Annotated in this window: 15 protein-coding genes; 2 read left to right on the forward strand and 13 right to left on the reverse strand. The window is 44.4% G+C overall.

Annotated elements, in window-relative coordinates:
• Positions 1–48: 48 nt before the first annotated feature.
• The 9 genes from H027_RS18975 to H027_RS0102390 form a co-directional block, all read right to left on the reverse strand.
• Positions 49–381 carry a hypothetical protein gene (locus tag H027_RS18975; RefSeq protein WP_081741349.1) on the reverse strand — a complete coding sequence of 111 codons (333 nt, stop codon included), beginning with the start codon at positions 379–381 and terminating at the stop codon, positions 49–51.
• 81 nt (positions 382–462) lie between these two features.
• A complete protein-coding gene (locus tag H027_RS0102355) occupies positions 463–1,455 on the reverse strand; it encodes a Wzz/FepE/Etk N-terminal domain-containing protein (RefSeq protein ID WP_024870930.1) in 993 nt (330 codons plus the stop codon).
• A gap of 40 nt (positions 1,456–1,495) precedes the next feature.
• Positions 1,496–4,126 carry an SLBB domain-containing protein gene (locus H027_RS0102360; RefSeq protein ID WP_024870931.1) on the reverse strand — a complete coding sequence of 877 codons (2,631 nt, stop codon included), beginning with the start codon at positions 4,124–4,126 and terminating at the stop codon, positions 1,496–1,498.
• Positions 4,127–4,150: 24 nt separating this feature from the next.
• On the reverse strand, positions 4,151–5,461 hold the full coding sequence (locus H027_RS0102365; protein ID WP_161632442.1) for a capsule assembly Wzi family protein: 1,311 nt from the start codon (positions 5,459–5,461) through the stop codon (positions 4,151–4,153).
• Positions 5,462–5,602: 141 nt separating this feature from the next.
• On the reverse strand, positions 5,603–6,619 hold the full coding sequence (galE, locus tag H027_RS0102370; RefSeq protein WP_024870933.1) for a UDP-glucose 4-epimerase GalE: 1,017 nt from the start codon (positions 6,617–6,619) through the stop codon (positions 5,603–5,605).
• Positions 6,620–6,920: 301 nt separating this feature from the next.
• Entirely contained in the window at positions 6,921–7,616 is a 696-nt protein-coding gene (gene phoU, locus H027_RS0102375; RefSeq protein ID WP_024870934.1) for a phosphate signaling complex protein PhoU, read from the reverse strand.
• A gap of 17 nt (positions 7,617–7,633) precedes the next feature.
• On the reverse strand, positions 7,634–8,452 hold the full coding sequence (gene pstB / locus H027_RS0102380; protein ID WP_024870935.1) for a phosphate ABC transporter ATP-binding protein PstB: 819 nt from the start codon (positions 8,450–8,452) through the stop codon (positions 7,634–7,636).
• 41 nt (positions 8,453–8,493) lie between these two features.
• Positions 8,494–10,140: a phosphate ABC transporter permease PstA gene (gene pstA, locus H027_RS0102385; protein WP_024870936.1), complete on the reverse strand. Its 1,647-nt coding sequence runs from the start codon at positions 10,138–10,140 to the stop codon at positions 8,494–8,496.
• Positions 10,141–10,163: 23 nt separating this feature from the next.
• Positions 10,164–12,401, reverse strand: a complete 2,238-nt coding sequence (locus H027_RS0102390; RefSeq protein WP_024870937.1) for an ABC transporter permease subunit — start codon at positions 12,399–12,401, stop codon at positions 10,164–10,166.
• A gap of 230 nt (positions 12,402–12,631) precedes the next feature.
• Between H027_RS0102390 and ppk1 the strand changes: the two genes are divergently transcribed.
• Both ppk1 and ppx read left to right on the forward strand, forming a co-directional pair.
• A complete protein-coding gene (gene ppk1 / locus H027_RS0102395) occupies positions 12,632–14,704 on the forward strand; it encodes a polyphosphate kinase 1 (RefSeq protein WP_024870938.1) in 2,073 nt (690 codons plus the stop codon).
• On the forward strand, positions 14,694–16,181 hold the full coding sequence (gene ppx / locus H027_RS0102400) for an exopolyphosphatase (RefSeq protein ID WP_024870939.1): 1,488 nt from the start codon (positions 14,694–14,696) through the stop codon (positions 16,179–16,181). The genes ppk1 and ppx overlap by 11 nt, the downstream gene beginning before the upstream one ends.
• Positions 16,182–16,220: 39 nt before the next feature.
• Here ppx and tadA read toward each other — a convergent pair whose 3' ends face one another.
• The 4 genes from tadA to phoB form a co-directional block, all read right to left on the reverse strand.
• The gene (gene tadA, locus H027_RS0102405) at positions 16,221–16,733 is read right to left on the reverse strand and encodes a tRNA adenosine(34) deaminase TadA (protein ID WP_024870940.1); all 513 of its coding nucleotides are present in this window, start codon (positions 16,731–16,733) and stop codon (positions 16,221–16,223) included.
• Positions 16,734–16,833: 100 nt separating this feature from the next.
• The gene (locus tag H027_RS0102410; RefSeq protein ID WP_024870941.1) at positions 16,834–17,808 is read right to left on the reverse strand and encodes a PstS family phosphate ABC transporter substrate-binding protein; all 975 of its coding nucleotides are present in this window, start codon (positions 17,806–17,808) and stop codon (positions 16,834–16,836) included.
• A 109-nt stretch (positions 17,809–17,917) separates the two neighbouring features.
• The gene (gene phoR / locus H027_RS0102415; protein WP_024870942.1) at positions 17,918–19,243 is read right to left on the reverse strand and encodes a phosphate regulon sensor histidine kinase PhoR; all 1,326 of its coding nucleotides are present in this window, start codon (positions 19,241–19,243) and stop codon (positions 17,918–17,920) included.
• A gap of 8 nt (positions 19,244–19,251) precedes the next feature.
• Entirely contained in the window at positions 19,252–19,941 is a 690-nt protein-coding gene (phoB, locus tag H027_RS0102420) for a phosphate regulon transcriptional regulator PhoB (protein ID WP_024870943.1), read from the reverse strand.
• Between the last annotated feature and the right edge of the window lie 53 nt (positions 19,942–19,994).

Genomic DNA, 19,994 nt, shown 5'->3' on the forward strand with positions numbered 1-19,994 from the left:
AGCTGACCTTACGGCCAGCTTTAATTAACTCAACTAAAACAACACCAATTAAGTACGCGTAGTTGTAGAAGTAGAAGTAGAAGTAGAAGGATTACTGTTGCTAGATGAAGAAGCTACAGCTACAGCAGCACCAATTGCAGCTGCAGCCGCAACACCAGCAGCAACCGCACCCGCTGTAATGCCACCAACACCAAGACCGATACCAGCAGCACCAGCTGCACCAGCACCAGCACCAGCACCAACAGCGCCTGCGCCTGCACCAACACCTGCAGTACTTGTAGTACCGCCAGCACCAGCACCAGCACCAGCAACGCCCGCAGCTGCCATTGCATTGGTTGATAACAACAATGCTGCAACTATCGCAATTAAACCATTTTTCATGAGAACAACCTCTCTGTTTATGTTGTAAGTACAACAGGTTGAAACATCGCTTTAAAAACAAGCCATATTTCGCCCTTCATTTTACGCTGCAACGGATTTATTGCGGCGATTTGCAGCATATTTGATTAAGGCAATGATTACGCCAAACATCCCCCCTAATATGCCGCCCAAAATAACAATCAATGCTCGTTTTGGTTTTGTTTTTTCTTCTGCAACAACTGCAGGATCCAACGTTTTGAAAACATACTCTGGATTCACTTCTGACAGCATTAATGTCTTAGTCTGCTCTTCAATTAATTGATAAAACACGGTTTGCATATCAGCTACAGATGTTTTTTCTAATTGTTGCTTTAAATATGCAATATTCCGTTTAGCTTCCACTTGGTCGCGATTTTTCATGTACTGATTGAGATCGGCAATAAACCAATCGGTCCACTGTTTTGCCAATTGTGGAGAATAAAAATCGACAGACACAGTAACAAAACCACTCTTCTTATCTTGAGTAATAGTGATTAATTTATTAATAACTTTGAATAGCTCCCAATCTGTCGGTACAGCAGCTCTCCCTTCACTAACATGCCGCACCCATCTTTGTTGCTGAACATCATAAATCTTACTGTCGATTTTCAATTCGCCTGTTTTTTTGTTGACACCATTTGATGCCATCAATGCCACCTCTAAATGATGCTCATGTACAAAACGAACTCTAAATTGCCGTGAATTAGCAATTTCTATCGCTACAGATGCTTTATCATTCGTCGCCCCGCCACCAATATTGACTCCAGCCAATGAAGCTAATCCACCAAATTGATTAGCTAAGGCCGACAATCCGCTCCCTTTTTGCTCTTCTGAAGGGACTAAGGTTGCTGTAGAGGTATAGACATTAGGCAACCAAAGTGCGATACCGATGGAAACAGCCACACCCAAAGTAAAAACAAATAAAATCAAAAACTTACGAATAAGAAGTGCATTCCATAATTCAAGCAAATCGATTTCATCATCTCCCGACATCGGCGACATATAATAAGCCGGTATAGTGGTCGTAGTCGGTGAAGAATGGTTATTCTGACTCATCTATTCATCCTAGAAGGCCGGAATAACCGGCCCGTTATGGTTACTGAATCGCTTTCCATGCAACACCAATCTGATACATCATTTGTGTTGCCATTGACCATGTTGTCATACTGTCCATGTAATCCGTATCCAATGGCACAACGATTGTATCGCCAGGCTCTAATGTACGACTTTTCCGACTAAACCAGTAACCAGATGACGGCATCATAACCGAGCCATCAGCCTTAATCACATAGGTTCTATCTGTATCAGCCTGCTTTTTGCTTCCACCTGCTCGCTCGATATAATCTTTAATACTAAATGAAGCATCAAATGCTTGTGTTGAAGGATATTGAACCTGTCCAAGAATAGAGATGATATTTTGGAACGATGGGATATAGACTCTATCGCCATTTTCGAGTTGGATATCGGCTTGTTTATTACCCTCTAGTATCGCCGGCATATTAATTGATAAACGACCAATAGCTTGGGTATTTTCAAGTTGATTGACAAGACTCATAGCTTCTGTCGGTGGAACCGTATAAGCAGCAGCGGCAGTTTGGCGTCGGAGAGCAAGCGTCGATATTTCCTGCCGCATTTGGTTGCGTAAAAATTCAAGACGTTGATTTTCTAGATTCCGTAATTCTTCGCGGGCAAATACTGTAGCTTTCGGATTTGCGAATGCCGTTAATCCACCCACTCGATTTATTAACTGAGATAATGATTCACCACGTTTTACGGTATATGTACCAGGATATTTCACTTCGCCATATACTTTTACTGTTGCCTCTTCACGCCATTCGGGCTTCGTTAAGACATTCAAACTATCTTTTGATTTAATCTGAATATCATTGTTAGCTGATATAGCATCATGCACGCTAATTCGAGAATGAATTATATTGATATTTTTTCCTTGTTCATTTATACGCGATAATTCAATCACACCTGCAGGCTCTCTCATTCCTCCAGCTGCAATTAACAGATCTTTCGTCTTCATTCCCGTAGTAATAGGATAGAACCCTGGATATTTTACTTCACCTCTGACTTCAGCTAGCTGCAATGGTTCAGCCTGATTTGCCTGAAATTTTAATTGTTCAATAATTGGAGCAAGGAGGCTTTGTCTGGAAGCCGAAATAGCAACATTTGTATTAGTGATCGAATCACTGGTCTCCAAGCCAAGCGGTTTGGAAGAATCCGTAATGCTTTGCCCTGTATCTTTATTGGCAATAGCTCCATTAGTTGTATTTAATTGAGCCTTGCCTTTAACAATTTGTTTTTCTGCAATGCTTGATTGTATGGTATTTTCAACCGGAGCATTTGTTTCCTCATTAGAAGAAAAAATCAGAATTTGATCTTTAGCTTGTAAAACCAGATCATTTGCACTGCTAGGTTCGGCAATTGCTTTTCCAATACTGAATTGTTCAACATGGATATCGTGATGGTCATTAACTTCCCGAACAAGTAGTGAATAATCAAGATCAGCATTCTCTTGTAAATCTCGGGCTTTGTTTTGAATTAACTGACTAACCCTAATACCTGGACGGTAATTATAAATACCACCATGAATAACAGCACCTTTCACACTAATCGCATTAGGCGTTTCTGTTGATGTCGCTTTAACTGTTACAACATCCCCATCTTGAATTTTAAAATTACGACCATTAGCTGTTGTTGTGTCAAGGTCATATACTTTTTTACCTTGTTGTGTAGGCCTCAACACTGAAACTTCTTTTAATGCAGCCGCCTTTACTCCGCCAGCTAGTGATAATACCTCTGTCAATGGTGTCTGATGTGACAATTCATAAATAGCCGGACGTTTTACTAAGCCAGTAACGGTAACTTCTTTTCCTTTAGGAGCAATAAAAACTGTATCGCCAGCGGTTAGCCGAATGTCCTGACTGCTGTCTCCCGATAACAACATATTGTATAGATCAATATGTTGTACAACTTTATTGCCTCGTTTTACTTGAACATTACGTAATGAACCTACCGTATCGATGCCTCCCGCTATAAGCAGTGCTTGAGTGACAGTCGTTAAAGCATTTACATTATAAGCGCCAGGTTTATATGCATCACCCATAACGAAGATTTGCATAGTACGCAATGAACCAAAACTAATCGATGATTCAACTCCGATGAACTGTTTAGCAATATGTTCTTGTAAATTAGTTTTTACTTCTTGAAAAGTTAATCCAGCAACATTAATTGGCCCTAATTTGGGGAAGTTAATATTACCTTCTCGACCAACCTTTAATGTATAACTTGAATTTTCTTTTCCAAATAATTGAACTTTAAGCTCATCACCTGGCCCAACAATATAATCATCAGGAACAGGAATATCACTTAATGGAGTTTGTGAGGTCGGTTGCCCAGCAAAAATATTATAACCAAACGGTTGTAATTCATTTTTGCCAGCATTCGTCTGGATATTCTGGCGTTGGCTTACTCGCGATGCATCAATTTCTCGAGGTTGAATTGTAGGCACAGCCTCGGAGGCAATTGAGTTTTCATTAGAACTCCCTACAGATAAACTATTCAAATCAATACCATATTGTGCTGCCAATGCTTGCTGTTGGGCTGCAGGCAATTGCTTGAATTTTGCCATCATCTCAGGAGAAACAGTCGCCGCAAATGATGATACTGACATCACACCAGCCAATAATAAGGAAAACGGTAACGATTTGATCTTCATCGGGTACATATCCTGTGAAATCTTTTAATTAAAACGATATTCGTAGTTGATGCCAAAATTATTACGATCTTGACCTATAATGGGTTTATTTAAAAATGATGTATTAAATGTGAGTAATCCAGCAAGTATTGGTTGTTTAAATTGTCCTGTAATTCGATTCACTGACTTATTTTCATCTAATACGGTGTTATGCCAAAATAAAGAAACTTGTTGATCTGTCGATAATTGCCAATAACTTCCTACACTTAACTCATGATCTGCCGGAATACTTATAATCGATGCCCGTCTATGTTCTAACGTTTGCATATAATAGTTATCACTGCTTTCTTTTTGTAGTGCATATTCAATTACCCAACGAACAGACTGATTCGAGATCAACCACTGGGCATCGGTACCGATCATTTTATATTTCAACGTATTCTGACGAGTCTGGCCTTCTTCCGCATAGATGCCCCCTGCGCCCTGTAAGGGTAACGCCGATGACAATCGAGCATCCATTGAATACAATCCATTGCTATTCCCTGCCGTTATCGCCTTTGCCCATTCAGTTGTTTTATTCTCGGATTCATCTCCCCCAAACCAACTCTTATAGGTAGCACCAAGTTGTAAGTGTGAAGTAGGCTTCAATGCCAGACGTGAAGCAGATAAATAACTATCTGCCGCATCATTGTTTTGTTTAGCAATGAGAGTTTCGAGCCATAGAGTGCCAACAACGGGAATTTTAGGTTTCAGATAACTCACAGAAAATGATGGGAGTGGATAAGATTGTTCTGCGATACCACTACTATGAATCCATCCAGGGCCCCACCAGCGAGGCAACCAGCCAAAAGACATACTGAAATCATGAATGGCAACCGCAAAATAACTATTATCAAAATTCCAACGTTCATTTTTGTCATCAGCCTGACGCAGACCTGATGCAATTCTGAATGCAAATTGATCTTCCATGATTTCATGACTGATACTCATGCCCGCTTTGGTTTTCTGGTATCCACCAAAACCGTTATTTCCTGCTTGAGCGTCACTGGCACCGCTTAGTATCAAATGATTACGACCTCGACCTAAACGCTCACTATCCAGCCGATAGTCAACACTGTGATAGGCCAATTCTTCGGCTGGCGACAGATGTTCAATATCCATTCGGCTGAACTGATCATTGAATAAAGACCATCGCACTGGATATGTGTTGGTTGGCATCGACAACAAACCACGGTCAGCCAAAAATTGCACGTCAGAACGCAAAAAGGGATCATCAGCCTCCACCCATGGCGACGCCCAGCTTTGAGTGCATACAACAATGCTAATTAGTAACGAGAACCCTTGTGTTTTCTTCATGATGAAATTCAGGAGTGTAATCATAGTTATTGTTGAGACAGGCTACCGCCCCTGGCTTACCGCTGCCACACTGCGGATGAAATACTAAATTGGATAACGCCGCACCAATATAATGCAACGCTGGATAATTTTGAAATCTAACTAGTTTGTTTGATATCCGTTAGGATTCTTTGATTGCCAGCACCATGTATCTTGCATCATGTCATCTAGCGATCGTTTTGCTTCCCAACCTAAATCTTTCGCTGCGTAAGCAGGATCGGACCAGCATTCAGCAATATCACCGGGGCGACGATCTACAATTTTATATGCAATTTTTATACCAGATGCTTTTTCAAAAGCATGGATCATATCCAGCACTGAATAACCTTTTCCTGTACCCAGGTTATAGGTCAAAACGCCACGCTCGCGTTTTATTCGCTCGATGGCTTTGATATGCCCGACAGCCAAATCAACAACATGGATATAATCACGAACCCCCGTACCATCGGGTGTAGGATAATCATTACCAAATACGGAGAGCTCAGAACGACGGCCAATGGCGACCTGACTAATAAACGGGAGAAGATTATTAGGGATACCATTGGGATCTTCCCCCATTAAACCTGAAGCATGGGCCCCGACCGGATTAAAGTATCGCAGTAATACAATCCCCCAGCGAGGCTCTGCTTTGGCAACATCACGCAAAATTTCTTCAACCATCAATTTAGAACGGCCATAAGGATTAGTTGCCGATAATGGAAACTTTTCGTTGATTGGAACTGATAGAGGATCACCATAGACGGTTGCAGACGAACTGAAGACTAAATCAAATACTTCTGCTTGCTGCATGACATCGCAGAGTGTCAATGTTGCAGCAATATTGTTTTGATAATATTTCAAAGGAAGGCGAGTCGACTCACCAACGGCTTTTAAGCCAGCAAAGTGAATGACCGATTTTATATTATGCTTTTCGAATATATTCTGTAACGCCAGTGCATCACGGATATCAACTTCATAAAACGCAGGTTTCTTGCCTGTTAATTCAGCTATCCGCTCTAGTACTTTCGGATGCGAATTACAGAAGTTATCCGCAATCACGACGTCGTAGCCCGAATTTAATAGCTCAACGACAGTATGACTGCCGATATAACCCGTACCGCCAGTTACAAGAATTGTCATATAGTGTGCTCTTTAGTTAATCCTTAACTATTTTTTTGTGATGTGCTTCAAACCATCTGAACCCATTGTAATCAGATGTATAAACGCAAGCTATTAATTTCGTATTCTTTTGTTTCAGGCTTGGCATATATCATCAAAAATAAATAATCAATTTTCTTCTGAATATGTATACATCTGAACGAATCTAATTTAACACACAATCAACATGCAATTAACAATCGCCACCATATAAATTTTGAAAAATCCCTTTCTTTTCATATGGATTATAACCAAAGAGCCCCAAAGGAGCTCTTTGAATATTTTATCTATCAAGTGAGTCGACGTTTTCAATCTTGGTATGACGAACGTCTTTTCCTTTTACGCAGTAGATAATGTAGTCACTGATGTGTTGGCAACGATCACCGATACGTTCAATTGAACGGGCACACCAGAGCACATCCAATACTTGAGGAATTGTGCGCGGATCTTCCATCATATAAGTCATCAATTCACGAATAATAGACTCATATTGACGATCAATTTTGTCATCGTCATGGTATAAACGAACAGCGGCTTCCACATCCATCCGGGCAAAGGCATCTAATGCATCATGCAACATTTTGATAGCCAAGCGCCCCATGCTATCGAGCGAAACCAATGGCGCCTGGGTACGGCCTGTGCTTTTCAGTACCATGCGCGCCAGTTTATCTGCCACATCACCCATGCGTTCCAAATCAGTCACCGTTTTGGAAATCATCAGAATCAATCGCAGATCACTTGCTGCTGGCTGACGTTTCGCAATGATGCGAGTACACTCTTCATCAATCGCAATCTCCATGGCGTTAACCTTGAGATCGGTTTCGACAATATTACGAGCCAGTTCAACATCTTGTGAATGTATTGCTTCCAGCGCATTACTAAGCTGCTGTTCTACCATACCGCCCATAGCTAAAACACTGCTACGAATGGTTTCCAGTTCGGTATTAAACTGACCGGATATGTGTTTGTTTACTTCCACGTTAACCTCCCGTGTTGTTAACCGTAACGACCCGTAATGTAGTCTTCGGTTTTTTTCATCTTCGGTTTAGTGAAGATGGTGTTGGTGTCAGAATATTCGATCAGCTCACCCATATACATAAAAGCCGTCTGGTCAGAGACACGCGCGGCTTGTTGCATATTGTGTGTTACGATCACCACGGTATATTTGCTTTTCAGCTCATTAATCAATTCTTCAATTGTTAATGTTGATATTGGATCCAACGCTGAGGTCGGTTCATCCAACAGTAAAACTTCGGGTTCTATTGCGATAGCACGCGCAATCACTAAACGTTGTTGCTGCCCTCCTGATAATCCGAAGGCATTTTCATTCAGTCGATCCTTAACTTCATCCCATAACGCCGCGCCGCGTAAACTACGTTCGACAGCGACATCCAGTTCACGACGCATGTTGATCCCCTGCAGACGCAAACCATACACGACATTTTCGTAGATCGATTTGGGAAATGGGTTAGGTCGCTGGAAAACCATGCCAACACGACGACGCAATGCGGCAACATCAACACTGCGATCGTAGATATTTTTTCCATGCAATAAAATTTCACCCTCAACACGGCAGGTTTCAACCAGATCGTTCATCCGGTTAATACAGCGTAACAATGTCGATTTACCACAGCCTGACGGTCCGATAAACGCAGTCACCTGCCCTTTCGGTATTTTCATGCCGATATTGAATAATGCCTGTTTATTGCTGTAATAAAGATTCAGCCCCTTCACTTCTAATGCTGTTCTATCCGCCGCTAAATTCACCAAATCAATGGCTTCACTGCTACTAATAGTCGGAGTTACATTAATCATATTTTCCTCAACTCTGGAAACTTACATTCCGGGGCAATTTATTAGTTATCCAGCGCACGGTATTTTTCACGCAAATGATTACGAATACTGATGGCAGTTAGGTTCAACCCAACAATAACGGTGACCAACAAAAACGAGGTGGCATAAACCAGTGGTCGCGCCGCTTCCACATTCGGACTTTGGAAACCAACATCAAAAATATGGAAACCAAGGTGCATAAATTTTCGTTCCACATGTATATATGGAAAGTTGCCATCAACCGGTAATGTTGGAGCCAATTTCACAGCACCTACCAGCATCAAAGGAGCAACCTCACCAGCCGCACGAGCTATAGCCAGAATAAGCCCAGTCATAATGGCGGGGCTTGCCATTGGCAGCACAATTCGCCATAACGTTTCTGCTTTCGTCGCCCCCAACGCTAATGAACCGTATCGAACCGAACTTGGAATCCGAGACAATCCCTCCTCGGTCGATACGATAACAATGGGCAATGTCAAAATAGCCAGCGTCAAGGCAGACCAAAGAATGCCGGGGGAACCAAACACCGGATTAGGAAAAGATTCCGGATAAAAAACGCGGTCCAATGTACCGCCGACCATATAAACAAAAAATCCCAACCCAAACACACCGTAGACAATTGACGGGACCCCGGCAAGGTTAATCACAGCAATCCGAATCAACTTAGTCATGGCATTTTTCCCTGCGTATTCATGCAGATAAACCGCAGCTATAACCCCCAAAGGCGTCACAATGACAGTCATCAGCAGCACCATAAATACGGTACCAAAAATAGCAGGGAAAACACCGCCTTCTGTGTTAGCTTCGCGCGGTTCGTCACTAACAAATTTACCGATCTGATGAAACCAATGACCTGTTTTCTGTAGCAGATTCATTTGGTTTGGCCAGGTGACATCCAAGACTTGCGTTAACGGTATACTGACATCAATTCCGCGCATATCTTTAATGACTAAGGTGTCATGGCTGGCCTGATCGCGCAGATCAAACAAGCGCTTTTCCAAAACCTGGTATTGCTGACTCAATTGCGAGCGTTGCACCGCAAATTCTTTCTGCGCCGGCTCGTTCCATTCGTTATTCAGCTGTAATTTGCGCTCTTTCAGGCGCAGTTTTTCCAACTGATAGTTAATCGAACCAATCTTACCTTTCTGCAAGTCATTCGCTTCTGTATTTAGTGCACGCACTCGCTTTAAGTGAGCAGGTAAGATCTGATGGATATTCTCAGCTAATGCTTTACCATCCACGACCAGATGTTGGATATAGCCATAGAAATTGCCATTGGTACTTCGTTCCAGTACAGCCAGTTCTTTCGGTTGGGAACGCTTTTTAATATTGGTTTCCAGCAACCAGCGAAAATCGAGAGGCACAAACTCCCGATTCCCGGTTTTTACCAGATAACGCGTCAGCTCTTCGCCTACATTATTGGGTAATGCCACACCAGTTGCGCGAATTCGGGCACTGGGAACAAGCTCTTCATCATAGAGTTCCCCAATAACCACTTCTGATTTGCCGTTTTCCGTCACTTGCCATTCATAAATGGTATGCGGCCAGAAATAAACCAAACCGCGCCAGCCAATCAGCATCAACAAACCAATTACAGCCACCAGACTGAGGCTAACCGCTCCGCCTGTCAGCCAGATCCAAGGCGAGCCTGATTTAAACCACGTTTTCATGCTACTTTCATCCTTTGACCTGACTACATAGAACTGTATTTATCACGCAGACGTTGCCGGATATATTCAGCAATGCTGTTAAAAATAAAGGTAAATACGAATAAAACAAACGCAGCTAAGAAAAGCACACGGTAATGGGAGCTGCCCACTTCAGACTCAGGCATTTCTACCGCAATGTTGGCTGCTAATGTGCGCAGCCCTTCAAAAATACTCATGTTCATGATGGGCGTATTCCCTGTCGCCATCAGAACAATCATGGTCTCTCCCACCGCACGCCCCAGCCCCATCATCACAGCGGAAAAAATACCGGGGCTGGCAGTCAGAATGACGACTCGACTTAACGTTTGCCAAGGTGTAGCACCTAACGCCAAAGAACCTTGCGTCAGATGTGCTGGCACTGAAAACACGGCATCTTCAGCAATGGAGAAAATTGTCGGAATAACTGCAAATCCCATCGCGATGCCGACAACCAGCGCGTTACGCTGATCGAAACGGATACCAATATCATTCGTGATGAAGCTGCGAACATTACCACCGAAGAAATGCATCTCAATGAACGGGCTCAATTCAATGCATCCCCAGCCAATCAACACAATCACAGGGATCAGAATGAGGGCATGCCAGCCATCAGGTAATGCTTCTTTGATGTAACGAGGCAAAGCCCCCCAGCCCAGACCAGCCAATAATACGCCTAATGGCAAGGAGAACAGCATCAATACAATGCCAGGCAGATTGGCTTCTATTGCCGGTGCAAGCCACAATCCGGCAAGAAAACCGAGAATCACCGTCGGCAATGCAGCCATGATTTCCACGGTCGGTTTCACGAATGTGCGCATCCCCGCCGACATGAAATAACCCGCATAAATGGCGCCAGCCAGTGCAATCGGGACAGCAAACAACATGGCATAAAAGGCCGCTTTCATGGTACCAAATGCTAATGGCACCAGGCTGAGTTTGGGTTCAAAATCATCAGAAGCCGACGTGGACTGCCATACATATTGCGGTTCTGGATAACCTTCGTACCAAACCTTTGTCCACAACGAGCTCCAACTCACTTCCGGATGTTCATTCGATACATGATAAAGCTGAAATTTATCGGCCTGTTCTGTCAGCAAAGCAGAGTTACGCGGAGATAATGAAATAGCGTCTAATTTGCCGGGACCCAGATTATCGGCATACAAACGTGCATGGCTGGTTGTATAAAAAAGTTCGATATGATTATTACCCGATAAGGTCGCAAACCCTTTCCGACTATGCTCAGGAGCCAGATCCCGAATCGATTGCTTCGCCTGAAACTCGCGGATCTGCATAAAATTCCGCACACCACTCTTGAGTACCTCAAACCACTGGGATATCACGCCATTGTCATTGGCAACCAACAGTGACGATGCACCACTCAAGAGCGAAATATTGGTTACATTGGCCTGTTGCGCATTGACAGGTAATGAAGCTTTTAGCGTAATATTTTCCGGGGTGGCAATATTATAAATAGACAATAAATTGCCGACGCGGACCAGTAATACGTCCAGATTTGGCGTCAGCAATAGCTGATCAATTTTACCGGTGATTTCAGGTAACCGGTAATGCTGGCTATTCCATTCGACCTCACCGGAAAGAAAGTTCTCTTCCCCGCTTTGTACCAACAGTTGCACACCACTATCGGTAGCAAAAGCAAATATTCGTTTATCTGATTTAGCCTCAAATGCTAACTTGTTAATAGCATGACCTTCGGGATCTAATACAACCGGAGTCTCACCTAACGGATATTTGAGTTCGGCTTGAGTAACCCGGTCTTTACCTTTCGGATAGGTAGCAATGAATTCCGGCTGGATCACCTTTGCCTGACCGTTTGCCAGACCATAAATGACCAGAGTTTTCCCCATTGAGGTGCTAGCAACTGCTGTCACATCTGATGCGATATCCTGATGTAACAACACATTGCCGATGGGATAACCCGATGCTTTATTCAGAGAAAAGAAATCGACCGTACCCTGATGACTGAAACGATAACCAATTTGATTCTGATCATCCGTGCCTAGGATAGCCGTTTCACCCTTAACAGGCACTTGCAATGACGCAACAGGCTGAAGTGATGCACCGACAAAGAGAGGTTTTACGACATACAGCAGATAGAAAAAAATCAGCAGCAAAGCAACCAGTACCAAAATGCCACCGGCTGTAATTCCAATGCTTGCCAGACGATCTTTCACTCGTCGTTTACGGCTGCCTGCCATCGTCAAATTGATTGATTCAGTTGACATTAAAACCTCAACTCCACATAGAGTGGCGTATTTTAGGGATTGAAGATGACACTTTTGTTACATGGCATCTATTTCTGTATCTATCCAGCATTTGCTACAGTCTCTGTCAGGTATAAAGTTCTGATTTACAAGCAGTGACACAAGTTTGTCATATAGTTGACATATACTATAGCTGCAATGCGTTGTGAACTAAGCAACTGCAGCAATAATAAAGTGCGGTGAGGATTGGCATGAGTAGTGACAAATTGTGGATTGAAAAAGAGTTGAGCTGGCTCTCATTTAATGGCCGCGTATTGCAAGAAGCCATGGATAAATCAGTGCCTCTTATTGAACGAGTTCGGTTTCTCGGCATTTTTTCCAACAACCAGGATGAATTTTTCAAAGTTCGCGTTGCTGATGTCAAACGTCGGGTGTTGATTCATAAAGAACACGGCGGAGACCCGAAAGCTGAAGATCTGCTGCATACCATCCAAGACCGTGTTATGGAACTGGGTCAGGTTTTTGATAACACCTACCACGAGCTGATGATGGCATTGGCGCGCCATAATATCTTTCTTATCAATGAAGAACAAACCAGCGCAGAACAAAAAAGCTGGTTACGCACCTACTTTAAAGAAAAGGTTCTGCGTCATATCAGCCCGATTTTATTGACCAGTGATAGTGATCCAGTCAGTTTCCTCAAAGACCAATACACCTATCTTGCCGTCAAGATGAAAAAAGAGGGGTTGCATAGTCAATATGCACTGATTGAAGTACCGACTGAGCATGTTCCGCGTTTTGTTCCTGTTCCCAGCGACGGCAATCGCGGCAAAAAAGTATTAATCATTTTGGATAATGTCATCCGCTTGTGTCTGGACGATATTTTCCGAGGTTTCTTTGAATACGACTCGATCGCTGCCTATTCTGTAAAAATGACCCGAGATGCCGAATTTGATTTGTCATCACAAATGGATCTCACGTTGCTGGAAAAAACCAGTGAAGGGTTAAAGCAGCGTTTGAAAGCCTTACCGGTCCGGTTTGCTTATGACAGAGAAATGCCGCAAGCCATGGTGCAATTTCTCACCAGCAAATTGGAAATGAGCCACTACGACTCCATTATGCCCGGTGGCCGTTATCACAATTTTAAAGACTTCATTGGATTTCCCAATGTAGGTCGCACCTATCTGGAAAACTACAAATTACCGGCATTAGAGTGTCAGGATTTTGAACGGCACCGAACCGTATTTAAAGCCATCACAGAACAAGACATTTTATTGCACTACCCTTATCACAAGTTCGTATACCTGACCGAAATGCTACGTCAGGCATCCTTTGATCCGGCTGTCAGCTCTATCAAGATGAATATCTACCGTGTTGCCAGCCAGTCACGGGTTATTGATTCGCTTATTGATGCTGCTAACAACGGGAAACGGGTGACCGTTGTGGTCGAATTACAGGCGCGCTTCGATGAGGCTGCCAACATCATCTGGGCAAATCGCCTGAAAGATGCCGGTGTTAAAGTACTCTTTGGCCTTGATAGTTTGAAAGTTCATTCCAAACTCTGTCTGATAACTCGTCGCGAAGGGAATGAGCAGGTTCGCTATGCCCACATTGGCACAGGAAACTTCAACGAAAAAACGGCGAAGATCTATACCGATTTCTCACTCTTTACCCGTAATCAGGAAATAGCTGCAGAAGTCGATTCCGTATTTGAGTTCATTGAGCATCCCTACCGCCGTATCAAATTTAATCACCTGCTCGTTTCACCCATCAATTCAAGACGTTATATCTATCGCCTGATTGATAATGAATTAGCGAACGCTAAAAACGGTCTCCCGGCAGAAATCACAATTAAAATAAACAACTTAGTTGATGTCGGAATGGTTCAGCGCTTATATGCAGCCAGCCAGGCCGGCGTGAAGATCAGAATGATCATTCGCGGGATGTGTTCGCTGGTTCCCGGAATTCCAGAGGTGAGTGACAATATTCAAATTATCAGTATTGTCGATCGTTTTCTGGAGCACCCTCGAGTCATGGTGTTCCATAATAATGGCAATTCGAAGGTGTTTATTTCCTCCGCAGATTGGATGACGCGTAATTTGGATCATCGAGTAGAGGTTGGCACCCCCATTTACGATGAGCGCTTAAAACAACGCATCATTGACTTATTGGAAATACAGTTCAATGACACGACGAAAGCGCGCGTAATTGATGCGGATCAACGGAACAACTATGTTCCGCGTGGAAATCGTCGTAAAATCCGTTCTCAAATATCAATTTACGAATATCTGCAACGACTGGAGTTACCGTCTTATGCCGAATAACATGCTTGCCGCGATCGATTTGGGTTCAAACAGTTTTCATATGATGGTAGCCCGGGTCGTTGATGGTCGCTTGCAGGTTGTTGATCGGTTAAAAGAACGTGTTCGTCTGGCGGAAGGCATGGACGAATATAAAAATCTCTCTGAAGAAGCCATGAAGCGAGGCCTCGATTGCCTCGCTTTATTTGCGGAACGAATGCAGAGTATCCATCCTGATGACATTCGGATCACAGGAACTTACACCTTGCGCGTAGCGCACAATGCGCAACATTTTATAGAACGTGCCAAACAACTGCTTGGCCACCCGATTGAGATCATTTCCGGATTAGAAGAGGCTCGCCTGATTTATCAGGGTGTTTCGCACACTCAGCATACGCAAGGCCGGATGCTGGTGATTGATATTGGCGGCGGCAGTACGGAATTAATCATTGGTGAAAAATACCTGCCAATGGCACTAACCAGTCGGAAAATGGGTTGTGTGACGTTTAGCAAGCAGTTTTTCAGCAATGGTAAGGCGTCAGAAAAGAACTTCAATGCCGCTATTTTTGAAGCATTGCATCAGCTCGAACCTATTCTGACCCAGTTCACAACCTTACATTGGCATCAATGTTTAGGCAGCTCAGGGACGATAAAGACCGTAAAAGAATTGCTGTTGGCTGCAGGCGGTGATGGGCAAATTACACTTGCCGGTCTTGAACACCTCAAGCAACAGATCATTCAGCAGAAATATATAACAGAGCTGGATTTACCCGGCCTGACAGACGACCGACGCCCTGTGATCGCTGCCGGAGTGGCTATCATGATTGCATTATTTCAGGGGCTAGGGATTGAACATATGGAATATTCCGACGGCGCATTACGTGAAGGGATCCTTTACGAGTTTGCCTCGCGTCAGGAACAGCATGACATCCGAGAACAAACCGCTAAAGGTTTGGCCGATATGTATCATCTCGATACCCATCAGGCCTCACGGGTAAAAACGACCGCTCTCTCATTGTTTGATTTAGTGGCCACCGATTGGCAATTACCACCGGATCAGATGCGCCCCCTGTTAAGCTGGGCTGCCGCCTTACATGAAGTCGGGCTGGTGATCAATTTTTCAGCAATTCAGCGCCACTCATCTTATATTTTACAAAACTCAGATCTACCCGGTTTTAACCAGGAAGAACAGCAAGCCCTCGCGACATTGGTTCGGTTCCATCGTAAAGCGATTAAGGCCTATGAATTCAGCCCGATCCCTAACTACGACGATCACGCGCTCTGGCGTTGTATCCGTCTGTTGCGTATTGCGGTCGCTTTACACCATCGCCGGATGGATGAGATCCTGCCTCATATCGGGATCCGGGTCATTGGTGATACCATGACATTAGTATTGCCACACCGCTGGACTGAAAATAATAAGTTATTAATGCAAAACCTTGAGCGCGAACAAAAATATATGAAAGCAATGCTATGGGAACTGGTGTTGGAAGTCGTCTGATCAATATCAGTGTCTTTATGTGCAGCGATGTCTATCCCGTTATTCGGGTTTTATAGACATCGCTTTTACTTGTAATTTCAGCGCTTTTTTCTCTGCCCGACGACGGCGGAAAAAATCACTTAACTGCTGACCACAAATGTCGGCACACACACCCGCAGTAACCTCGACCACATGATTATGACGCGGGTCGTTTAATATATTAAACACCGAACCCGCGGCCCCCGTCTTTAAATCACTGGCACCATAAACTAATCGTGCAATACGGCTATGGATCATTGCCCCCGCACACATTACGCAGGGTTCTAGGGTGACATAAAGCGTAGAATTCAATAGTCGGTAATTACCCACTTTTTCCCCTGCCGCACGGATCGCCATAATTTCGGCGTGTGCACAGGGATCATGGGTCGAAATGGATAAATTCCACCCTTCTCCGATGATTTGATTGTCTAACACCAATACTGCACCCACCGGCACCTCCCCGGCTTCTTCTGCACGACGGGCCAGTTGTATTGCGTGGTTGATCCAATAACTATCTTGTTCTGGTTGTGACATGCTGCATCCTCTGAGAGGTGCTCATTATGCCTGATGAGGTAACTGGAAGACAGATAACAAAACGGAGCCCTGAGAGCTCCGTTGACAGTCTGATACGCTGTTATTTATCGAGTGCAGCTAATTGCTTTTCGACAACCTTGGCAGGTAACGGGATATAGCCATCTTTGATGACGATGCTCTGACCTGTTTTCGACAGCACCATTTTCAGGAACTCTTTCTGCATTGGATCCAATGGTTTATTCGGTGCTTTGTTTACATAGATGAACAGGTAACGGGACAACGGATAGGTGCCGGAAACCGCATTCGCTTCGGTGGCTTCGATGAATGTTTTCCCGCCATCTTTTGACAATGGAACAGCTCTGACACCTGAAGTTCTATAACCAATGCCTGAATATCCCAGCCCGTTCAGCGAGGCGGCCACTGATTGGACGACCGAAGCTGACCCCGGTTGTTCATTGACGGTATTTCTGAAATCCCCTTTACACAGGGCGTGTTCTTTGAAATAGCCATAGGTACCAGAAACAGAATTACGACCGAATAGCTGAATATCTTTCGCAGCCCATTCCCCCGTTAACCCCAATTCGCCCCATTTATTGGTGGATTGAGTACCGCCACATTTCAGCGTAGATGAGAAAATATTATCTAACTGCTGCATGGTCAGCCCTTTGATTGGGTTATCTTTATGAGCAAATACGGCTAACGCATCAATCGCAACCGGAACAGGCGTTGGCTTATAGCCATAACGTTTTTCGAACGCCTCGATCTCGCCTTCTTTCATCGTGCGGCTCATAGGACCAAACTGAGAGGTGCCTTCGGTCAATGCCGGTGGTGCTGTCGATGAGCCGGCGGCTTGGATCTGAATATTCACATTCGGATAAACATGTTTGTATTCTTCAGCCCACAACGTCATCAGGTTCGCCAGCGTATCTGAACCGACTGACGACAAATTACCAGAAATGCCACTGACCTTCTGATAATCAGGGATCGCTGCATCGACGCCCGTCGCCCAGCTTTGTGCGGAGATAAAAGCGGCTGCAGCAAAACCCACCGCACTCACTACTTTGTTCAGTTTCATCCATTCTCTCCAGTTGAGAATATTTTCTTTATTAATGCGTCATGCGGACGAGCATCGACAGTCAGTAAGGCTAATCTAATAAGCATAGATGACACTTTTGTGACTGTTATTAATCTGCCTTCGCTTCCAAGGCAACTTCATCTTTAACGACTAAATTCGCCGGAATACGGAAGCTGAAACGACTGCCTTTACCTAATGTACTTTCCACGTTCAACATGCTGTCATGATGACTCAAAGCATGTTTCACAATAGCAAGACCCAAGCCTGAGCCACCGGTTTGCCGTGAACGCGCCTTATCAACCCGATAGAAGCGATCGGTCAACCGCCCCAGGTGTTCCAATGCAATGCCTTCGCCTTCGTCAGTGACAGAAAAGAGAGCGCTTGAACCCTCACGACACCAATCCACCGTAATTTTTCGCCCTGCCGGGGTATATTTGATCGCATTATTGACCAGATTTGTCATCGCGCTACGTAACTGATCTTCATCACCAAACACTTTCAGTTGCGGGTCAATCTGGAAAATAAGCTCATGTCGTAATGAACCACTCAGCGCTTTGGCCTCATGCTGCAACATGAGCAGCATCTTAGGTACATCCACCACTTTTGAGCGATCAATATCCGTGGCAACCTCAATGCGCGACAGCGTCAATAACTGATCGACTAAACTGTCCATCCGCATGGTCTGTTCCAGCATGACCTGTTGCATTTTTTTCCAGCGAACTGGCGGCGGCAACTCATCTTCCAGCATTTCCAGATACCCCTTCAGTACGGTCAAAGGGGTACGCAATTCATGAGAAACGTTGGCAACAAAGTTTTTCCGCATGTTCTCTACGCTTTTTAGATGCGTCACATCACGCACCACCAGCATGAATTGATCATCCGAATAGGGCATAACCCGGGCTTCCAGGATCTTGTCATCATTCACGGGAGATGGCATGACCAAAGGTTCACTGAATTTGCGTTGTTGCAAAAAACTGACAAACGACGGATGACGGATCAAGTTACTGATATTTTGCCCGGAATCTTCTGGCCAGCGAAAACCCAGACACTGCCAGGCCAACTTATTACACCAGATAATTGCGCCATCATTGCGACACACCACGGCAGCATCCGGTAAGGCTTCGGCACCCTCCCGAAAGCGACGGATCACGCTGGCCAGCTCTCTGCGCCGCGCCCGGTGACGTTGTTGTAAACGATAAATACCGTTGAAAATCAACTCCCAGGTGCCGGGCCCCTGAGGTGGAATGAGGCTGCGATCATTCCATAGCCAATCTTGTAACCGCTTTTGGTACCGATAAAACCAGAAGATATGGTAAGTGAGGGCAAGGATCAGACCTAATCGCCAATCCCCCATTAATGCGCCAATGATTATAAGTGGTGTGTATAACACAAACACTTTTTTAATTATCGATGACCAGTAATCAGGTTGTTGCATACAATCCCTTAAATGCGGGAGGAGAAACGATATCCGGATCCACGAACGGTCTGAATCAATACTTCATGGCCTGTCACCGCCATGGCTTTACGTAAACGCCGAATATGCACATCGACGGTACGATCTTCCACGTAAACGTTCGTTCCCCATACGTTATTTAATAGCTGTTCACGGCTATAAACACGCTCTGGATGTGTCATAAAGAAATGCAACAAGCGAAATTCGGTAGGCCCCATGTCCAACGGTAAATCATTGGCGGTGACGCGATGAGAAACAGGGTCGAGACGCAATCCCTGCACATCAATAACCTCTTCCGTTGCCGTAGGCACGGAGCGGCGCATCACGGCTTTAATCCGCGCGGTCAGCTCTTTTGGTGAAAACGGCTTGGTGATGTAATCGTCAGCGCCAACCTCAAGACCCCGGACTTTATCTTCTTCTTCGCCGCGGGCGGTGAGCATGACAATCGGAATATTGCGGGTCAGCTCTTCCTGTTTCATCAGTTTGATAAACTGAATACCACTACCACCAGGGATCATCCAATCCAACAAAATCAATTCAGGATAGGGTTCTTTCACCAGAGAAACCGCTTCTGAAAAATCGGCAGCCTCTATGGGTTCAAACCCTTTCTGTTCCAGCATGAAGCACAACATCTCTCGGATGGGGGCTTCGTCTTCAACGACTAATACGCGCATTGACATAATGCAAACCCTTTTATGACAAATATGATGTCATTATCGGAAGGTTTTGTGAC

The sequence above is a fragment of the Tolumonas lignilytica genome, from assembly GCF_000527035.1.
Taxonomy (GTDB): domain Bacteria; phylum Pseudomonadota; class Gammaproteobacteria; order Enterobacterales; family Aeromonadaceae; genus Tolumonas; species Tolumonas lignilytica.